The sequence below is a fragment of the Pseudomonas sp. R3-56 genome (assembly GCF_051132075.1).
Classification (GTDB): domain Bacteria; phylum Pseudomonadota; class Gammaproteobacteria; order Pseudomonadales; family Pseudomonadaceae; genus Aquipseudomonas.
In genome coordinates this window covers 4,715,660-4,731,541 of sequence record NZ_CP071657.1, presented here as the reverse complement: position 1 = coordinate 4,731,541, position 15,882 = coordinate 4,715,660, and the positions used below count along the sequence as shown (strand labels likewise).

Here is a 15,882-nt window from a genome sequence, read left to right as displayed (position 1 = left end):
TGTGCCCACGCCTTCGCGAGCAAGCTCGCTCCCACATTGGATCTTCGGTGAGCACAAGTTTTTGCTCGGCACTGATCCCCTGTGGGAGCGAGCTTGCTCGCGATGGCGGTGGTACAGCCGCCGTCCATGTTTGGCTTTTTACAACAAGCTGATCGGATAGCTGACAATCAACCGGTTCTCATCGAACTCATTGGTATTGAAGTCCCGGCGCATCGTCGAGTTGCGCCACTTCACGTTGAGACTCTTCAGCGCACCGCTTTGCACGGTGTAGGCCAGCTCAGTCTCGCGGCCCCATTCTTTGCCGTCATCGACGGTGGCGGTGTGTACGTTGTCACCGCTGATGTAGCGGTTCATCAGGGTCAGGCCCGGCACGCCGACGGCGGCGAAGTTGAAGTCGTGGCGCAGCTGCCAGGATTTTTCCTTGGCGTTGTCGTAGCTGGAGTTGTAGCTGTCGTTCGCCAGGGTCCCGCCGCTGGTGCCGTTGACGCGCATCCAGGCGTCATCGCCGCCGACTTTCTGCAGGCCGACGTAGAAGGTGTTGCCACCGTATTTGGCCGAGAGCATGGCGAACGCGGTCTTGTTATCCAGGTCGCCGGCCAGGGCACTGCCGTCTTCCTTGCCGGTGAAGTAGCCCAGGTTGGCGCCCAGGGTCCAGTCGCCCATGGGTTGGCTGTGGGTCAGGTTGAAATATTGCTGCTGGTAGATGTCGGACAGTTCCGCGTACCAGACGCCGACCTGGGTGCGTTTTTCGTTGAAGGCGTATTCGCCGCCGCCGAAATTGAAACGGTCGGAAGTGAAGGCGCTGCGGCCGTTCATCGACATGTCTTCCATGCTCGCGTCGTTACGCGGGCTGTTGCCACGGAACTGGCCGCCATAGAGGCTCAGGCCGTTGATCTCGGTGGAGGTGACCTGGCCGCCCTGGAAGGTTTGCGGCAGGGAGCGGCCATCGTCGGAACGCAGGATCGGCAGCACCGGCATCCACTCGCCGACTTTCAATTCAGTCTTCGAGACCTTGGCCTTGAGGGCCACGCCCAAACGACCGAAATCATCGGCCGGGCGACCGTCGTCGTGCACTGGCAGCAACTGGGTGCCGGCGGTGCCGCGACCGCCGTCGAGCTTGACCGAGTACAGGCCGAGCACGTCCACGCCGAAACCGACCGTGCCTTGGGTGAAACCGGACTTGGCGTCGAGGATGAAGCTTTGAGTCCATTCCTCGGCCTTGCCTTGGGCGGCGGCGTCGTTGACGAAGTTGCGGTTGAAATAGAAGTTACGCAGGTTCAGCGTGGCCTTGGCGTCCTCGACGAACCCCGACTCCGCTGACAACACTGGCAATGCTACGCCGGACAGCGCGACGGCAATGAGGCTGGGGAGAACTTGCTGTGTGGGTTTCATGGGCGTGTCTCTTGTTTTTCTGTGGACGAAGCGAGTCGTTGCCGCAACCCTTGGGTTGCAGGCGGTACGGTGGGGCTGGACGGTTAAAGTGGCTGAGGATCAGCCGGACGGTGCAGGGCGTAGGAGCATGGCGTCGAACCTGTTGTTATTGGTTTTGTGCGAGCGATGGTGAAGGGCCGCCCGGGATCGGTTCAATTGCGATTTGCGGGTTTCGGGCGATTATCGAACGGCAAAACAACGAACGAGCGTACGCGATTCCTGTGGGAGCGAGCCTGCTCGCGATGGCGGAGTTTCAGTGACGGAGATGCTGGATGTAATAACCGCTTCGCGAGCAGGCTCGCTCCCACAGGAGGAAACGCGGTCTCACCAAGAACCAGGTCGGCTATCAGGCCGCCTCGCCTCGCGGTGGACGTTGATCCCGGCGCCCCGTTAACCACGCTGGCCGAACGCAGGCATTGTGGAGTGGGCATCCCGGCATGGATGCCGGGATAGCCGCGCTGGGCCAAGGATGGCCCTTCGCGGCGGGCCCACGGAGCAATGCCGGAGTGAGGGCATGCCGAGCCTTAGCGAGGCACCGAGTGGTGGGGCAAAAGCGTTTTGCTTACTTTTACGCTTCATAAAAGTGAGTCGCTGTAAAAGCGAAACCGCCAGTAGCCCTTACCGCAGCAACGGATATGTACTCGATCAACAAAACATTCGTCGGCGACAGGACCGCTATCGCGAGCAGGCTCGCCCCCCACATTTGATTTGTGTTGGGGCTGGGAATCAGGCGCAAACAAAAAGCCCACCTTTCGGTGGGCTTCGTGTTCAACGTTCAAGCATCCATCAAAACAACTTCGTCTCCGGCGCTTTCTCCGCGATCGGTTCGCGCTTGCCCGTCTCGGCATTCCAGCCGCCGCCCAGGGCCTTGTACAAATTGACCTCGCTGGTCAGTTGCGCAAGGCGATCGGTGATCAGCGATTGCTGCGCGCTGAACAACTGACGCTGGGCGTCGAGGAAAGTCAGGTTGCTGTCGACGCCGATACGGTAGCGACGCTCGGCCAGGCGGTAGTAGTCCTGGTTGGCGGCGACGAAGTCGGTCTGTGCCTGCAGCTGTTCATTGTAGGTCTGACGCGCGGCCAGGCCGTCGGAGACTTCCTGGAACGCGGTCTGGATCGACTGCTCATACTGCGCGACGTTGATATCTTTCTGGATCTTTGCGTAATCCAGGCTTGCCCGCAGGCTGCCGGCGTTGAAGATCGGCAGGTTGATCTGCGGAGCGAAGGTCCAGGTGCCCGAGCCGCCCTTGAACAGGCCGGACAGGTCCGGGCTGAGGGTGCCGGCATTGGCCGTCAGGCTGATGCTCGGGAAGAACGCGGCCCGCGCGGCGCCGATATTGGCGTTGGCGGCGAGCAGGTTGCGTTCGGCCTGGAGGATGTCCGGGCGCCGTTGCAGCAGGTCCGAGGGCAAGCCGGGTGGCACTTCGCTGAGCAGGTCAGCGCTCAGCGGTTGTGTCTGCAGGTTGGCCGGCAGGCCGGTGCCCAGCAGCAGGGTCAGGCTGTTTTCGTCCTGGGCCACCTGGCGGGTGTAGCGGGCCAGTTGCACGCGGGCGTTTTCCACCGCCGTACGGGCTTGGCTCAAGTCCAGGGCCGAGGCCACGCCGACTTCGGCGCTGCGCGAGGTCAGCTTCAGGCTTTGCTCATAGGTGCCGAGGGTATCCTGGGTCAACTTGAGCAGTTCCTTGTCGGCCTGCCAGGTCAGGTAAGCGTTGGCGACGTTGGCCACCAGGCTGATCTGGGTGCTGCGGCGGGCTTCTTCGGTGGCGAAGTAGCTTTGCAACGCTTGCTCGCTCAGGCTGCGGACGCGACCGAACAGGTCCAGCTCGTAGGCGCTGATTCCCAGCGTCGCCGAGTAGGAGCTGCTGATTGCCGCTTCACCGGTTTGCGAGGCGCGTGCCGGCACCCGCTGGCGGTTGCCGGAGCCGGTGGCCGAGACTGCCGGGAACAGGTCGGCGCGCTGGATGCGGTACTGCGCGGCGTAGGCGTCGATGTTCAGCGCCGCGACGCGCAGGTCGCGGTTGTTTTCCAGGGCGACCTGGATCAGCTGTTGCAGTGCCGGATCGTGGAAGAACTGTTTCCAGCCCTGCTCGGCGGCGGCCTGGCCGGGTGCTTTGGCCGGCTCATAGGCCGGCCCTTGCGGGTACTGCGCCGCGACCGGTGCTTCGGGCCGCTGATAGTCGGGAATCAGCGAGCATCCGCTGAGCACGACGGCGGCGATGGTCAGGGAAAGTAGCGACTTGCTCATTGGCCAGCCTCTTTAGAAGTTTCAGGAGTGTGGTCCTGGTCGATATTTTTACGTCGACCGATTGACGACACCGTCACGAAGAACAATGGCACCCAGAAGATTGCCAGGATGGTCGCGGTGAGCATACCGCCAATCACCCCGGTACCGATGGCGTGCTGGCTGCCCGAGCCGGCGCCGGTGGAAATGGCCAGCGGCACGACGCCGAGGACGAACGCCAGGGACGTCATGATGATCGGCCGCAGACGCATCCTGCAGGCTTCGATCGCGGCCTCCACCAGAGTCCGGCCCTGTTCATGGAGTTCCTTGGCGAACTCGACGATCAGGATGGCGTTTTTCGCCGCCAGGCCGATGGTTGTCAACAGACCCACCTGGAAGTACACGTCGTTGGACAGGCCGCGCAGGCTGGTGGCCAGCAGGGCACCGATGATCCCCAGCGGCACCACGAGCATGACCGCGATCGGAATCGACCAGCTTTCATACAGCGCCGCCAGGCAGAGGAATACCATCAGCAGCGAGAGCGCGTACAGAGCCGGCGCCTGGGAACCCGACAGGCGTTCCTCGTACGACAGGCCGGTCCAGGAGATGCCGACACCCGCCGGCAACTTCTGCGCAATGGCCTCGACTTCGGCCATCGCTTCACCCGTGGAGTAACCTGGCGCCGGAGCACCGAGGACTTCCATCGCTTCCACGCCGTTGTAACGGGCCAGTTTCGGCGATCCGTAGGTCCACTCGCCCTTGGCGAAGGCGCTGAACGGCACCATGGTCCCGGCGCTGTTGCGCACGTACCATTTGTTCAGGTCCTCCGGGCTCATGCGCGCGTCCGGTCGGCCTTGAACGTAGACGCGTTTCACCCGACCACGGTCGATGAAGTCATTGACATAGTTACTGCCGAGGGCAATCGACAGCGTATTGTTGATGTCCGAAAGGGTGATGCCCAGGGCACTGGCCTTCTCGTCATCGATGTCCAACTGGTACTGGGGCTCGTCGTTGAGACCGTTCGGACGCACCTGGGTCAGGACCTTGCTCTGCGAAGCCATGCCCAGGAACTGGTTGCGAGCCTCCATCAGCTTTTCGTGGCCGATGCCGGCGCGGTCCTGCAGGAACACGTCGAAACCGGTGGCGTTACCCAATTCCATCACCGCTGGCGGAGCGAAGGCAAACACCATCGCGTCGCGGAACGTGAAGAAGTGCTGCTGGGCGCGGCCAGCGATCTTGAATACGGTGTTGTCGGCGTTTCGCTCTTCCCACGGCTTGAGCATGATGAACGCCATGCCGGAGCTCTGGCCACGACCGGCGAAGTTGAAGCCGGTCACGGTAAACACCGAGGCCACGCCATCTCCTTCACCGCCGTCCTTGCTCGGACGCAGCAGGAACTCACGCATCTTGTCCACGACCACCTGGGTGCGCTCGGCACTGGAGCCGGCCGGTGTCTGCACCTGGGCGAACAACACGCCCTGGTCTTCTTCCGGCAGGAACGCGGTGGGGATGCGGGTGAACAGCCAGACCATGCCGACCAGAATGATCACGTAGGCCAGCAGGTACGGGGCCTTGTGCTTGAGCATGTTGCCCACGCCACGTTCGTAGCTGCGGACGCCACGGTCGAAGTTGCGGTTGAACCAGCCGAAGAAGCCGCGTTTCGGCGTGCCGTGCTCGCCCTTGGGGATTGGCTTGAGCATGGTGGCGCACAGGGCCGGGGTGAAGATCAGGGCAACCAGCACCGACAGCGCCATGGCCGAGACGATGGTGATGGAGAACTGTTTGTAGATCACGCCGGTGGAGCCGCCGAAGAACGCCATCGGCAGGAGTACCGCCGACAGCACCAGGGCGATACCCACCAGGGCGCCCTGGATCTGGCCCATGGATTTCTTGGTCGCTTCCTTGGGCGACAGGCCTTCTTCGCTCATCACCCGTTCGACGTTTTCCACCACCACGATGGCATCGTCCACCAGCAAGCCGATGGCCAACACCATGCCGAACATGGTCAGGGTGTTGATGCTGAAACCGAACGCGGCGAGGATCCCGAAAGTACCCAGCAGTACCACCGGCACCGTCATCGTGGTGATGATGGTGGCGCGGAAGTTCTGCAGGAACAGGAACATCACCAGGAACACCAGCGCGACCGCTTCGATCAGGGTTTCAATCACGCCCTTGATCGATTCGCTCACCACTGGCGTGGTGTCGTACGGGAATACCACTTCCAGGCCTTGCGGGAAGAATGGCTTGAGATCATCGACGGTCTGGCGCAGGGCCTTGGCCGTGTCGAGGGCGTTGGCACCGGTCGCCAGGCGCACCGCCAGGCCGGAGGCCGGCAAGCCGTTGAACTGAGCGTTGATACTGTAGTTTTCGCCGCCCAGGGCCACATCGGCGACATCGCCGACGCGCACTTGCGAGCCGTCCGGGTTGACCTTGAGCAGGATCGCCTTGAACTGCTCGGCGGTCTGCAGGCGGGTCTTGCCGATGATGGTGGCGTTCAATTGCTGGCCGGGCAGGGCAGGCAGGCCGCCGAGCTGGCCGGACGCGACCTGGACGTTCTGCGCGGAAACCGCGTTGCTCACATCCACCGGGGTCAGGTTGAATTTGTTCAACTTGGCCGGGTCGAGCCAGATCCGCATGGCGTACTGGGCACCGAAGACCTGGAAGTCACCGACACCCTTGGTGCGCGAGATCGGGTCCTGCATGTTCGACACGATGTAGTTGGACAGGTCCTCACGAGTCATGCTGCCATCGCGCGAGACCACGCCGATCACCATCAGGAAGTTTCTCACCGACTTGGTCACGCGGATGCCTTGTTGCTGCACTTCCTGCGGCAACAGCGGAGTGGCCAGGTTCAGCTTGTTCTGCACCTGGACCTGCGCGGTATCGGAGTTGGTGCCTTGCTCGAAGGTTGCGGTGATGGTCATGCTGCCGTCGGAGTTACTTTCCGACGACACATAACGCAGGTTGTCGATACCGTTGAGCTGTTGCTCGATGACCTGCACCACGGTGTCCTGCACGGTTTGTGCGGATGCACCCGGGTAGGTTACCTGGATGGCAATGGCCGGCGGCGCGATGCTCGGGTACTGGTTGATCGGCAACTTGAGGATCGATAGGGCCCCCACCAGCATGATCACCAGGGCAATCACCCAGGCGAAGATCGGACGGTCGATAAAGAATTTCGACATGGTTTACTCCCCTTTGCCGCCGGCGGCTTTGTCAGCTGCCTGAGCGGGGGCCGGGTTCTTTGCGTCGACGTTGGTGGCTTCGGTGGCTTTGACTTCCACCCCTGGCCGTACGTACTGCAACCCTTCGGTGATCAGGCGATCACCGGCCTTGAGGCCGCCTTCGATCAGCCACTGGCTGCCGACGGTACGGCTGGCCTTGAGCTGACGCAGCTCGACCTTGTTGTCCGCGCCCACGACCATCGCAGTTGGCGTGCCCTTGAGGTCGCGGGTCACGCCTTGCTGCGGCGCCAGGATTGCGGCGCTGTTCACGCCGGCCTGCAGCTGTGCGTGGACAAACATGCCCGGCAGCAGCGTGTGCTCAGGGTTGGGGAACACGGCACGCAAGGTCACGGAACCGGTGGTCGGATCGACCGAGACTTCAGAGAACTCCAGCTTGCCTTCATGAGGGTACTGGCTGCCGTCTTCCAGCGTCAGCTTGACCATGGCGGCATTATCGCCAGCCTTCTGCAAGCGACCACTTTCCAGCTCACGGCGCAGGTTCAGCAGCTCGACGGAACTCTGTGTCACGTCGACGTAGATCGGATCGAGTTGCTGGATGGTCGCCAGGGCGTCGGTCTGGCCATTGCTCACCAGTGCACCCTCGGTGACCGAGGAGCGCCCGATGCGACCGGAAATCGGCGCGTAGACCTTGGTGTAGCGCACGTTGATCTGGGCCGTCTGCAGGTTCGCTTCCGACTCCAGGCGGTTGGCCACGGCGGTGTCGTACTCCTGGCGGCTGACCGCCTGCTCGTCGACCAGTTGCTTGTAGCGATCGGCGATCGACTTGGTGGATCGCAGGTTGGCCTCGGCGCTCTTGAGGTTCGCTTCATAGACGGCCGGGTCGATCTGGTACAGCTGCTGGCCGGCCTTGACGTCGGCGCCTTCCTTGAACAGGCGTTTGAGGATGATGCCGTTGACCTGCGGACGCACTTCGGCGACGCGGAACGCACTGGTGCGGCCCGGCAATTCGGAGGTTAGGGTAAAAGGCTGAGTCTTGAGGGTTACGACGCCGACCTGAGGAGGGGGAGGGGCAGAGGCAGCCTCTTCCTTGTTGCATCCGCTGAGCAGCGATGCCAGGGCGATGGCAGTGACCAGAGCGGTAACAGCTGGCTTGAATTGCATGGAAATCCTCGGGTCCAGGCGCGCAACAGGCGCACTCGAAAAGTGGAAGGTTAAAAAATGAGCATTATTCAATTAATAGGTTGCTAAGAAATATACTTACGTACATGGTTGTTTGTAAACAGCCAAATTGCGTACCATCCGTATTTACAAAAGCCTGACAAAGGCCGATGCAGTCCGGGGACGCGTTCCGACAGGCGCTGCCTCATAGGTTATCCAACCGATCCTTACGCATTGCTTACGCATCCTGATTGAGGTGTTTACTGCCATGGTACGTCGTACCAAAGAAGAAGCCCTGGAGACTCGCAGCCAGATCCTTGAAGCGGCCGAAAAGGCCTTCTTCGAGCGCGGCGTGGCGCGAACGACGCTGGCCGACATCGCGACGCTGGCCGGTGTGACGCGTGGTGCGATCTACTGGCATTTCAGCAACAAGGCGGATTTGCTCCAGGCCATGCTCGATACCTTGCATGAGCCGCTCGATGAGTTGGCCCGCGCCAGCGAAAGCGAGGAGGAACTCGACCCGCTGGGGTGCGTGCGCAAGCTGCTGGTGAGGTTGTTCCAGCAGGTGGCCCTGGACCCGAAAACCCGCCGCATTAATGAGATTCTGTTCCATAAGTGCGAATTCACCGATGAAATGTGCGACTTGCGCCAGCAGCGGCGCGAGGTCAGCCTCGACTGTAACGTGCGAATCGCGCTGTCCCTGCGCAATGCAATGAAGCGTGGGCAGATGCCAAATGACCTGGATCCCGAGAGGGCTGCGGTGGCTATCCATGCCTATATCGACGGGATCCTGTATCAGTGGCTGCTGGCGCCGGACAGCTTCGCCCTGGCCGGTGAGGCCGAACGCTGGGTGGATATCGGGTTGGACATGCTGCGCCTGAGCCCTAACCTGCGCAAATGAAACAAAATGCGTAATTGAGTCGGTTTATGTCAATAGCTCATTCGGACGGCCCTGACGGAATGGTTCCGGGTTCGGGGCACTTTATATACGTAGTGCTGATTCGTTGACAGCCGGCACACGGGTTACTTTGTAGGAAAATTGTGTTTGGTCCGGCAACCGAGACCCGTCAGGGCGCAATGCCGGCGCAGCAGGCAAATTTTCAGGCGCTCGGGTAACAAGTGTTCAGCCCAGCGTCACCTCCATGGTAAAGCTATAAGGGTCTGTGCTTAATGCACGAGTAATACGGGCAGTACAGTTGATTGGGGTGGTGCCGATAGACATGATTTTACATATCCGAACTGGCGTCACTGTCGGCGCGAAAAGCCCGAACGAAGTGTCAACGCGCAAACCAAACTCAACGAAAGCTCCCACCGTCATTCCGCCGAATTGAATACAGTGGTGGTATATGTCCTTGCTGCGAGAACCTGGGTTTCGAACGTAGCGGAAGTCTTGACCATAGACGCTGATACCTCCCGAGGGAAGTTGCAAGGTGGCGAGGTTGTCGGCGCTCAGGCCAAGCGTGTTTTTATTGGCATCAAGGTCGTGCTCGGTATTGTTGACGACTTTCATGATGAATCGTGTTGAGTGGGCGGGCGCCTTGGCAGATTCCAACGCCTGGATCTGCCTGTCGTAGTGTTCGTGGTACGCTTTTTCTTCATCGGAATCGTTTGGTTTTGTATCTGCTGGATCTTCTGGAAAGTTATTCATATTGCTCTCTTTGCTTGAGATAGTTGATGTTTGATTGTCGGTAATTTACTCGTGACGACCAGAGGCAATATGAATGATTGAGGTTTTATTTAGAACTTTTAGATGTCGACGAAATGTTTAAACAAAAAAGCCCCGCTGTGCAAAGGCGGGGCTTTTTGTTTGCAGCGGGTTAATTACATGACTGGGTAGTCGATATACCCCACCGGTCCTTTGCCATAGAAGGTTTCCGGGTGAGGTTCGTTCAGCGGTGCATCGGCTTTCAAGCGTGCCGGCAGGTCCGGGTTGGCAATGAACGGCACGCCGAACGCCACGGCGTCAGCCTTGCCTTCCGCCAGCCAGGCATTGGCACTCTCTTTAGTGAAGCGCTCATTGGCAATGTACGGGCCGCCGAACGCTTGCTTCAGTTGCGGGCCGATGCTGTCCGCGCCTTCTTTCTCGCGCGAGCAGATGAAGGCGATGCCACGCTTGCCCAGTTCGCGGGCCACATAGCTGAAGGTTTCCAGGCGGTTTTCGTCGCCCATGTCATGGGAATCGGCGCGCGGTGCCAGGTGCACGCCCACTCGGCCGGGGCCCCAGACTTCGATTGCCGCGTCAGTCACTTCCAGCAGCAGGCGAGCACGGTTTTCCAGGGAGCCGCCGTAGCTGTCGGTGCGCTGGTTGGTGCTGCTTTGCAGGAATTGGTCGAGCAGGTAGCCGTTGGCGCCATGAATTTCCACGCCATCAAACCCGGCGGCCTTGGCGTTTTCGGCACCCACGCGGTAGGCATCGACGATGTCGGCGATTTCCGCGGTTTCCAATGCGCGCGGCGTCGGGTAGTCGGCCAGCGGACGTACCAGGCTCACATGCCCCTTGGGCTGGATGGCGCTCGGAGCCACCGGAAGCTCGCCGTCCAGGTAGGACGGGTGGGAAATCCGGCCGACGTGCCAGAGCTGCAGGAAAATCTTGCCGCCGGCGCCGTGGATGGCTTTGGTCACGTTGGCCCAGCCGCGTACCTGGTCGTTGGACCAGATGCCTGGGGTATCGGGGTAGCCCACGCCCATCGGCGTCACCGAAGTGGCTTCGCTGAGGATCAGCCCGGCGGAGGCGCGTTGCACGTAATACTCGGCCATCAGCGCGTTGGGTACTCGGCCTGCGTCAGCGCGGCAGCGGGTGAGCGGGGCCATGATGATGCGGTTTTTCAGCTCGATGTCGCCGAGTTTGATGGGGTCGAAAATTGTCGCCATGAAATGCAACCTCGCAAGTGAAGGGTTAAAAGTCAGTGAGTGGCAGGGGCCAGGTCGGCATTGCCGCCCTGGCGAAAAGTGATCAGAGTTACCAGCAGCGCCAGCACGGCCAGCGCGCCGGCGGCCAGGGGCACGGCTGTCAGGCCCAGGCCATGGTCGATGACACTGCCGCCGACCCAGGCACCCAAGGCATTGCCAATGTTGAAGGCACCGATGTTCAGGGTGGATACCAGGTTTGGCGCGGCTTTGCCGAAGGTCACCACGTTGACTTGCAAGGCCGGCACGGCGGCGAAGCAGGCGGTGGCCCAGAGGAACAGGGTGATTTCAGTCGGGATCAGCGCCACGCTGGTCCAGCTCAATACCGTGGACACCAGCGCCATGGTCAAAAAGACGCCCATCAGCGTGTTCGCCAGGCTCTTGTCCGCCAGCTTGCCGCCGATGATGTTGCCAAGCGTCAGGCCGAGGCCGATCAGGACCAGGGTCCAGGTCACGCCACGGGGCGAAACGCCGGTGACTTCGCCGAGCAGGGGGGCGACGTAGGTAAACAGCGTGAACACCGAGGCGGAGAACAACGCGGTCATGCTCAGCGACAGCCACAGGCCTGCGCCCTTGAGCGCCACCAGCTCGGCACGCATGTCGAGTTTTTCCTCGTCGCGCTTGGCCGGCAGGAAGCGGATCAGGCCGATCAGTGCGATCACACCGATGACCGTCACGGCCCAGAAAGTCGAGCGCCAGCCGGCCTGCTGGCCCAGTGCGGTGCCCAGCGGTACGCCGAGCACGTTGGCCAGGGTCAGGCCAGTGAACATCAGGGCCACGGCCGAAGCGCGCTTGTTCGGCGCCACCAGGCCGGCCGCCACCACCGAGCCGATGCCGAAGAACGCACCGTGACACAGGGCAGTAACGACCCGGGCGAACATCAGTACGTTGTAGTCGCTGGCGACGGCGCAGAGCAGGTTGCCGATTATGAAAATCCCCATCAGCGCCACCAGCGCAGCCTTGCGCGGCAGCCGCGCGGTGGCCATTGCCATGAACGGCGCACCGATGGCCACGCCCAGCGCATAGCCGGTCACCAGCCAGCCGGCGCCGGGAATCGATACGCCGAGGTCCGCCGCCACATCGGGCAACAGGCCCATGATGACGAATTCCGTCGTGCCGATGGCGAAGGCGCTGAGCGCCAGGATCAAGAGTGAAAGGGGCATTTCGAATCCTTGTCAGGTCAGAGCTCTTGGCTCATTTGCTTGAGGAATTGCTGGATCACGTCCTCGTTGCGTTTGAAGAAGTGCCATTGACCGACCTTCTGGCTGGTGATCAACCCCGCCCGCTGCAACACCGCCAGATGCGCCGAAACCGTGGACTGCGAAAGGCCGCAGCGCTGATCGATCTGGCCGGCGCAAATACCGAATTCATGGTTGTGCAACTGTTCGGGGAACTGGACCTTGGGGTCCTTGAGCCAGTTGAGGATGTCTCGCCGTACTGGGTGCGCCAGGGCTTTTATTATTTCGTCGAGGTCGAGGGTCATTGGGGCAGCTCTTATGAATAACGCTATATCGCGATGAGGCGAACCTTAAATCGTTGCTTCGCGATATACCAATATGTATTTGATCTGAGGGACGAACAAATCGCTATATCGGGTTATAACGATATAGGCGTGGCGATGGTAAGCTGCCCGCCATGAACTATCTCGCACACCTGCACCTCGGCGGCCCTGGCCGGGAACAACTGCTCGGCAGCCTCTACGGCGATTTCGTCAAAGGGCCGCTGCAGGGGCAATTCACTCCGCAGATCGAAGCGGCGATCGCCCTGCATCGACGCATCGACATGTACACCGATCGCCATCCGCTGGTGGATATCGCCTTGTCGCGCTTCTCCACGGTCCGCCGGCGTTATGCCGGGATCGTGCTGGATGTGTTTTTCGACCATTGCCTGGCCCGCGACTGGGCGCAGTACGGCGAAGGGCCGCTGCTGGATTTCACTTCCCGGGTCTACCAGGTGCTCGCCGCCGAAGCGCAACTGCCCGGGCGCCTGGCGCAGATCGCGCCGTTCATGGCGGCGGATGACTGGTTGGGTTCCTATCAGGAATTCGAGGTGCTCGGGCAGGTGCTGCGCGGTATTTCCCGGCGCCTGTCGCGGCCCGAGGAACTGGCCGGGGCGATGGCGGAGTTGGTCAGGCTGTATGAGCCGTTGAGCGAGGATTTTCGGTTGTTCTATCCGCAGTTGCAGGATTTTGCTCAGAACCAGATCGCACCGCAAAATTGATATTTTGGGGGGAGTTCAGAGGATTCGGATCAAGCCGCAATCGCCGCAGGCCGTACCGGCGCTTGCTGTTTCTCTGGAGTCGTTCCGAACAGCGCCTTGTGCACCGCCTGTTGCGCCTGGAACGCCAGGGCCGCGCGTTCCTGGCCGTGGCAGGCAATGGGCTCCAGCAAGTGGATCTCCACGTCGCCCAGGTCATTGGCAAACAGGCGCATCAGGTGTGACAGCAGGTCATCATCGCCAATGAAGGGAGCCAGCAAGTCGGGTTCGCCGTTACGCAGGTAACGGATCGCCACCGGTTGCAAGGCCACATCGGCATCGATGGCCGCCGACAGCAGGCGACCATGGAACGTGCGCAGCGAACGTCCGTCGGTGGTCGTGCCCTCGGGGAACATGAGCAGCGGATGCGCTTGCTCCAGATGGCGGCTCATCTGTTTGCGAATCAACTGGCTGTCGCCCGAGCCGCGCCGGATGAACAGGCTGCCAGCCTTGGCCGCCAGCCATCCAGCCACCGGCCAGGTGCGCACTTCGGCCTTGGACAGGAACGACAGCGGCGTGAGCATGCCCAGCAGCGGAATGTCGGTCCAGGACACATGGTTGCTGACCCACAGCATCGGCTGTTTTGGCAGGTGTCCATGAACGGTGACGCGAAAGGGCAGGGCATTGCTCAGTCGCGCCATGAAAAACCTCGACCAGCGCTGGCGGCGCACCATCGAATGGGCCAGCCCCAGGCGTTCCAGCAGCCCGAACACACTGGCCATGGCCAGGCCCAGCGCGACGACCAGCAACACGCGCGCGATTCGCGCGTACACCCGCAGCCGGCTCATCACACCGCCGCCTTGAAGTGACGGGCATAACGCGGGCAGAGTTCGTCGCGCTTGAGCAGGATGAACACGTCGGCGACCTGGAAATCCTCGTCCCAGCACGGCTCGCCGCAAATCTTCGCGCCCAGGCGCATATACGCCTTGAGCAGCGGTGGCATCTCGGCGATGACGTTGGACGGAACGTCCAGTGCCGGCAAGGGTTTTTTCGGCACGGCTTGCAGGTGTTCGGTGCACAGGTAGCGTTCGCGCAGGCGTTGCATGATCGCCTGGGCCTGGATGCCGCCGTCTTGCATTGGAATGCTCGCGCAACCCATCAGGTAGCTGTAGCCGCCTTCATTGAGGACTTCGGCCAGTTCGCCCCAGAGCACCGCGATGGTGCCGCCGTTGCGGTAGGCCGGGTCGACGCAGGTGCGGCCGATTTCCAGGATCGGACCCTGGAGATGGACCAGCCCGTGCAGGCTGAATTCCTCTTCGCTGTAGAACCGGCCCAGGCTGCTGGCGGCCTGGTGGTCGAGCAGGCGGGTGGTGGCCACGAGGCGGCCGGTGTTCAGGTCGCGTACGCCGATGTGGGCGCAGTGAACATCATAGTCATCCATGTCCAGACCCAGTTCCGCGCCCTTGAGCTTGGCGTTGAATTCGCCGCTGAAGACGTTGAAGCGCAGGGCCTGTGCTTCGTGCAAGGCCTTGGCGCCAATCAGGCGTTCGGCTTGCAGGCGGCGTTCATTGCCGGTGTCGCTGATGCGGGCGATCTGAGTCATAGCGAATCTCCGTGCGGGCTTTACACCCGTCTTGGGGTGAGCCAATCGACTTTCTTTATGCAGCCATGTTGTGCAAAGTCAGGCTATGTAGCCCCGGTGTCATCGCCATGAAGCTTTGGTGATGCTTATATGACAGCCCACGAGGAACCCCCATGCCTTGGCAAACCCTGATCGAACGCGGCGAGCGGTTGCCTGTCTTTGTGGATCTGGCGGAAGGTCACGCGGGCTTGTTGCAACGGCTGGGGCCGGTCACGCCATTCGAGCTGGCCGTGGCCGGCGCCAGGTTGATGGCCACGCCGGGGCTGGCGTTCCTGGTGGGCTACCAGGCGGCCCTGCGGGCGCTCTGGCCAAGCGCGCCGCAGAGCCTCGGCGCCTTGTGCGCCACCGAGCAGCGCAGCCTGCGCCCGGCGGATATGCAGACCCGTCTCAGCGAATTGCGGGTGAATGGACGCAAGGATTTCGTCACCGCGGGCGATGCCGCCGAATGGCTGCTGATCGCGGCCCGAAGCGAAGCTGCCGGCGAAGCACCGCGGCTGAAGCTGGTGGTGGTCTATGGCGGAGAACCTGGAGTGAACCTGGAAAAACTCCCCGCCATCCCCTTGATGCCGGACATCGGCCATGCTCGGGTATTGCTCGATGGCGCGTTGTGCGAAGTGCTGCCAGGTGACGGCTGGGATGCCTACGTCAAACCGTTCCGTACCCTGGAAGACCTTTATGTGCTCAGTGCAATGGCTGCCTGGCTCTATGGTGTGGGCCAGGAGTGTGATTGGCCGCAGGCCTTGCAACTGCGCCTGTTGGCTCTGCTGGCGGGGTGCGCGGAGGTGAGTCGACAAAACCCGTCCAGTGCGGCCGGGCATGTGCTGCTGGGTGGGCTGTTCGCGCAGTTCAAGGGGCTTGATGTCGAATTGAATGAGGCGCTGGCTGCTGGGCCGGCGTCGTGGCGAGAAATGTGGGGGCGCGACAAAGGGGTCATGGATATCGCGGCGGGCGCACGGGCCAAGCGGTTGGCCAAGGCGTTGGAATCTTTATTGGCTTGACGGGCCTCTTCGCGAGCAAGCTCGCTCCCACATGGGTCTGTGTCGCACATGAGACCCATGTGGGAGCGAGCTTGCTCGCGATGGCGTCCTCCCAGACCCCATCAACTCAAACTGTCATCAAGCCCGGCTAGGCTCTGCAGGTTCA

The 15,882-nt window shown here is 61.6% G+C and carries 13 protein-coding genes; 3 read left to right on the top strand and 10 right to left on the bottom strand.

Features of this window, described 5'->3' with window-relative positions; genetic code table 11:
• Window positions 1–138: 138 nt before the first annotated feature.
• The 4 genes from J3P96_RS21515 to J3P96_RS21500 form a co-directional block, all read right to left on the bottom strand.
• Window positions 139–1,392: an OprD family porin gene (locus J3P96_RS21515; protein WP_434653433.1), complete on the bottom strand. Its 1,254-nt coding sequence runs from the start codon at window positions 1,390–1,392 to the stop codon at window positions 139–141.
• Window positions 1,393–2,217: 825 nt separating this feature from the next.
• Window positions 2,218–3,675: an AdeC/AdeK/OprM family multidrug efflux complex outer membrane factor gene (adeC, locus tag J3P96_RS21510; protein ID WP_434625594.1), complete on the bottom strand. Its 1,458-nt coding sequence runs from the start codon at window positions 3,673–3,675 to the stop codon at window positions 2,218–2,220.
• Window positions 3,672–6,836: an efflux RND transporter permease subunit EmhB gene (emhB, locus tag J3P96_RS21505; RefSeq protein ID WP_434653431.1), complete on the bottom strand. Its 3,165-nt coding sequence runs from the start codon at window positions 6,834–6,836 to the stop codon at window positions 3,672–3,674. The genes adeC and emhB overlap by 4 nt, the downstream gene beginning before the upstream one ends.
• 3 nt (window positions 6,837–6,839) lie before the next feature.
• Entirely contained in the window at window positions 6,840–7,997 is a 1,158-nt protein-coding gene (locus J3P96_RS21500) for an efflux RND transporter periplasmic adaptor subunit (protein WP_434653429.1), read from the bottom strand.
• Window positions 7,998–8,262: 265 nt separating this feature from the next.
• On the opposite strand from J3P96_RS21500, the gene J3P96_RS21495 reads away from it, so the two are divergent.
• Entirely contained in the window at window positions 8,263–8,895 is a 633-nt protein-coding gene (locus J3P96_RS21495) for a TetR family transcriptional regulator (protein WP_434653428.1), read from the top strand.
• A 222-nt stretch (window positions 8,896–9,117) separates the two neighbouring features.
• Here J3P96_RS21495 and J3P96_RS21490 read toward each other — a convergent pair whose 3' ends face one another.
• From J3P96_RS21490 to J3P96_RS21475, 4 genes are all read right to left on the bottom strand, one after another.
• Window positions 9,118–9,642, bottom strand: a complete 525-nt coding sequence (locus J3P96_RS21490) for a hypothetical protein (protein WP_434653426.1) — start codon at window positions 9,640–9,642, stop codon at window positions 9,118–9,120.
• A gap of 173 nt (window positions 9,643–9,815) precedes the next feature.
• On the bottom strand, window positions 9,816–10,865 hold the full coding sequence (locus J3P96_RS21485; RefSeq protein ID WP_434653424.1) for an alkene reductase: 1,050 nt from the start codon (window positions 10,863–10,865) through the stop codon (window positions 9,816–9,818).
• Between the two features lie 32 nt (window positions 10,866–10,897).
• On the bottom strand, window positions 10,898–12,064 hold the full coding sequence (locus tag J3P96_RS21480) for an MFS transporter (protein ID WP_434653422.1): 1,167 nt from the start codon (window positions 12,062–12,064) through the stop codon (window positions 10,898–10,900).
• 17 nt (window positions 12,065–12,081) lie between these two features.
• Window positions 12,082–12,384 carry an ArsR/SmtB family transcription factor gene (locus tag J3P96_RS21475; protein WP_014336977.1) on the bottom strand — a complete coding sequence of 101 codons (303 nt, stop codon included), beginning with the start codon at window positions 12,382–12,384 and terminating at the stop codon, window positions 12,082–12,084.
• 152 nt (window positions 12,385–12,536) lie between these two features.
• Here J3P96_RS21475 and J3P96_RS21470 point away from each other — a divergent pair, with 152 nt between their 5' ends.
• The gene (locus J3P96_RS21470) at window positions 12,537–13,121 is read left to right on the top strand and encodes an ACP phosphodiesterase (protein ID WP_434653420.1); all 585 of its coding nucleotides are present in this window, start codon (window positions 12,537–12,539) and stop codon (window positions 13,119–13,121) included.
• Between the two features lie 29 nt (window positions 13,122–13,150).
• Here J3P96_RS21470 and J3P96_RS21465 read toward each other — a convergent pair whose 3' ends face one another.
• A complete protein-coding gene (locus J3P96_RS21465) occupies window positions 13,151–13,945 on the bottom strand; it encodes a lysophospholipid acyltransferase family protein (RefSeq protein ID WP_434653418.1) in 795 nt (264 codons plus the stop codon).
• Window positions 13,945–14,700 (bottom strand): L-ornithine N(alpha)-acyltransferase, encoded by a 756-nt coding sequence (gene olsB / locus J3P96_RS21460; RefSeq protein WP_434653417.1) that lies wholly within the window; start codon window positions 14,698–14,700, stop codon window positions 13,945–13,947. Before olsB ends, J3P96_RS21465 begins: the two co-directional genes overlap by 1 nt.
• A gap of 152 nt (window positions 14,701–14,852) precedes the next feature.
• Between olsB and J3P96_RS21455 the strand changes: the two genes are divergently transcribed.
• A complete protein-coding gene (locus J3P96_RS21455; protein WP_434653415.1) occupies window positions 14,853–15,737 on the top strand; it encodes an acyl-CoA dehydrogenase in 885 nt (294 codons plus the stop codon).
• Window positions 15,738–15,882 lie beyond the last annotated feature (145 nt).

Excerpts from the sequence above, each read along its gene's own strand:
- J3P96_RS21515 (WP_434653433.1), bottom strand. The coding sequence starts at position 1,392 with ATGAAACCCACACAGCAAGTTCTCCCCAGCCTCATTGCCGTCGCGCTG.
- adeC (WP_434625594.1), bottom strand. The coding sequence starts at position 3,675 with ATGAGCAAGTCGCTACTTTCCCTGACCATCGCCGCCGTCGTGCTCAGC.
- emhB (WP_434653431.1), bottom strand. The coding sequence starts at position 6,836 with ATGTCGAAATTCTTTATCGACCGTCCGATCTTCGCCTGGGTGATTGCC.
- J3P96_RS21500 (WP_434653429.1), bottom strand. The coding sequence starts at position 7,997 with ATGCAATTCAAGCCAGCTGTTACCGCTCTGGTCACTGCCATCGCCCTG.
- J3P96_RS21495 (WP_434653428.1), top strand. The coding sequence starts at position 8,263 with ATGGTACGTCGTACCAAAGAAGAAGCCCTGGAGACTCGCAGCCAGATC.
- J3P96_RS21490 (WP_434653426.1), bottom strand. The coding sequence starts at position 9,642 with ATGAATAACTTTCCAGAAGATCCAGCAGATACAAAACCAAACGATTCC.
- J3P96_RS21485 (WP_434653424.1), bottom strand. The coding sequence starts at position 10,865 with ATGGCGACAATTTTCGACCCCATCAAACTCGGCGACATCGAGCTGAAA.
- J3P96_RS21480 (WP_434653422.1), bottom strand. The coding sequence starts at position 12,064 with ATGCCCCTTTCACTCTTGATCCTGGCGCTCAGCGCCTTCGCCATCGGC.
- J3P96_RS21475 (WP_014336977.1), bottom strand. The coding sequence starts at position 12,384 with ATGACCCTCGACCTCGACGAAATAATAAAAGCCCTGGCGCACCCAGTA.
- J3P96_RS21470 (WP_434653420.1), top strand. The coding sequence starts at position 12,537 with ATGAACTATCTCGCACACCTGCACCTCGGCGGCCCTGGCCGGGAACAA.
- J3P96_RS21465 (WP_434653418.1), bottom strand. The coding sequence starts at position 13,945 with ATGAGCCGGCTGCGGGTGTACGCGCGAATCGCGCGCGTGTTGCTGGTC.
- olsB (WP_434653417.1), bottom strand. The coding sequence starts at position 14,700 with ATGACTCAGATCGCCCGCATCAGCGACACCGGCAATGAACGCCGCCTG.
- J3P96_RS21455 (WP_434653415.1), top strand. The coding sequence starts at position 14,853 with ATGCCTTGGCAAACCCTGATCGAACGCGGCGAGCGGTTGCCTGTCTTT.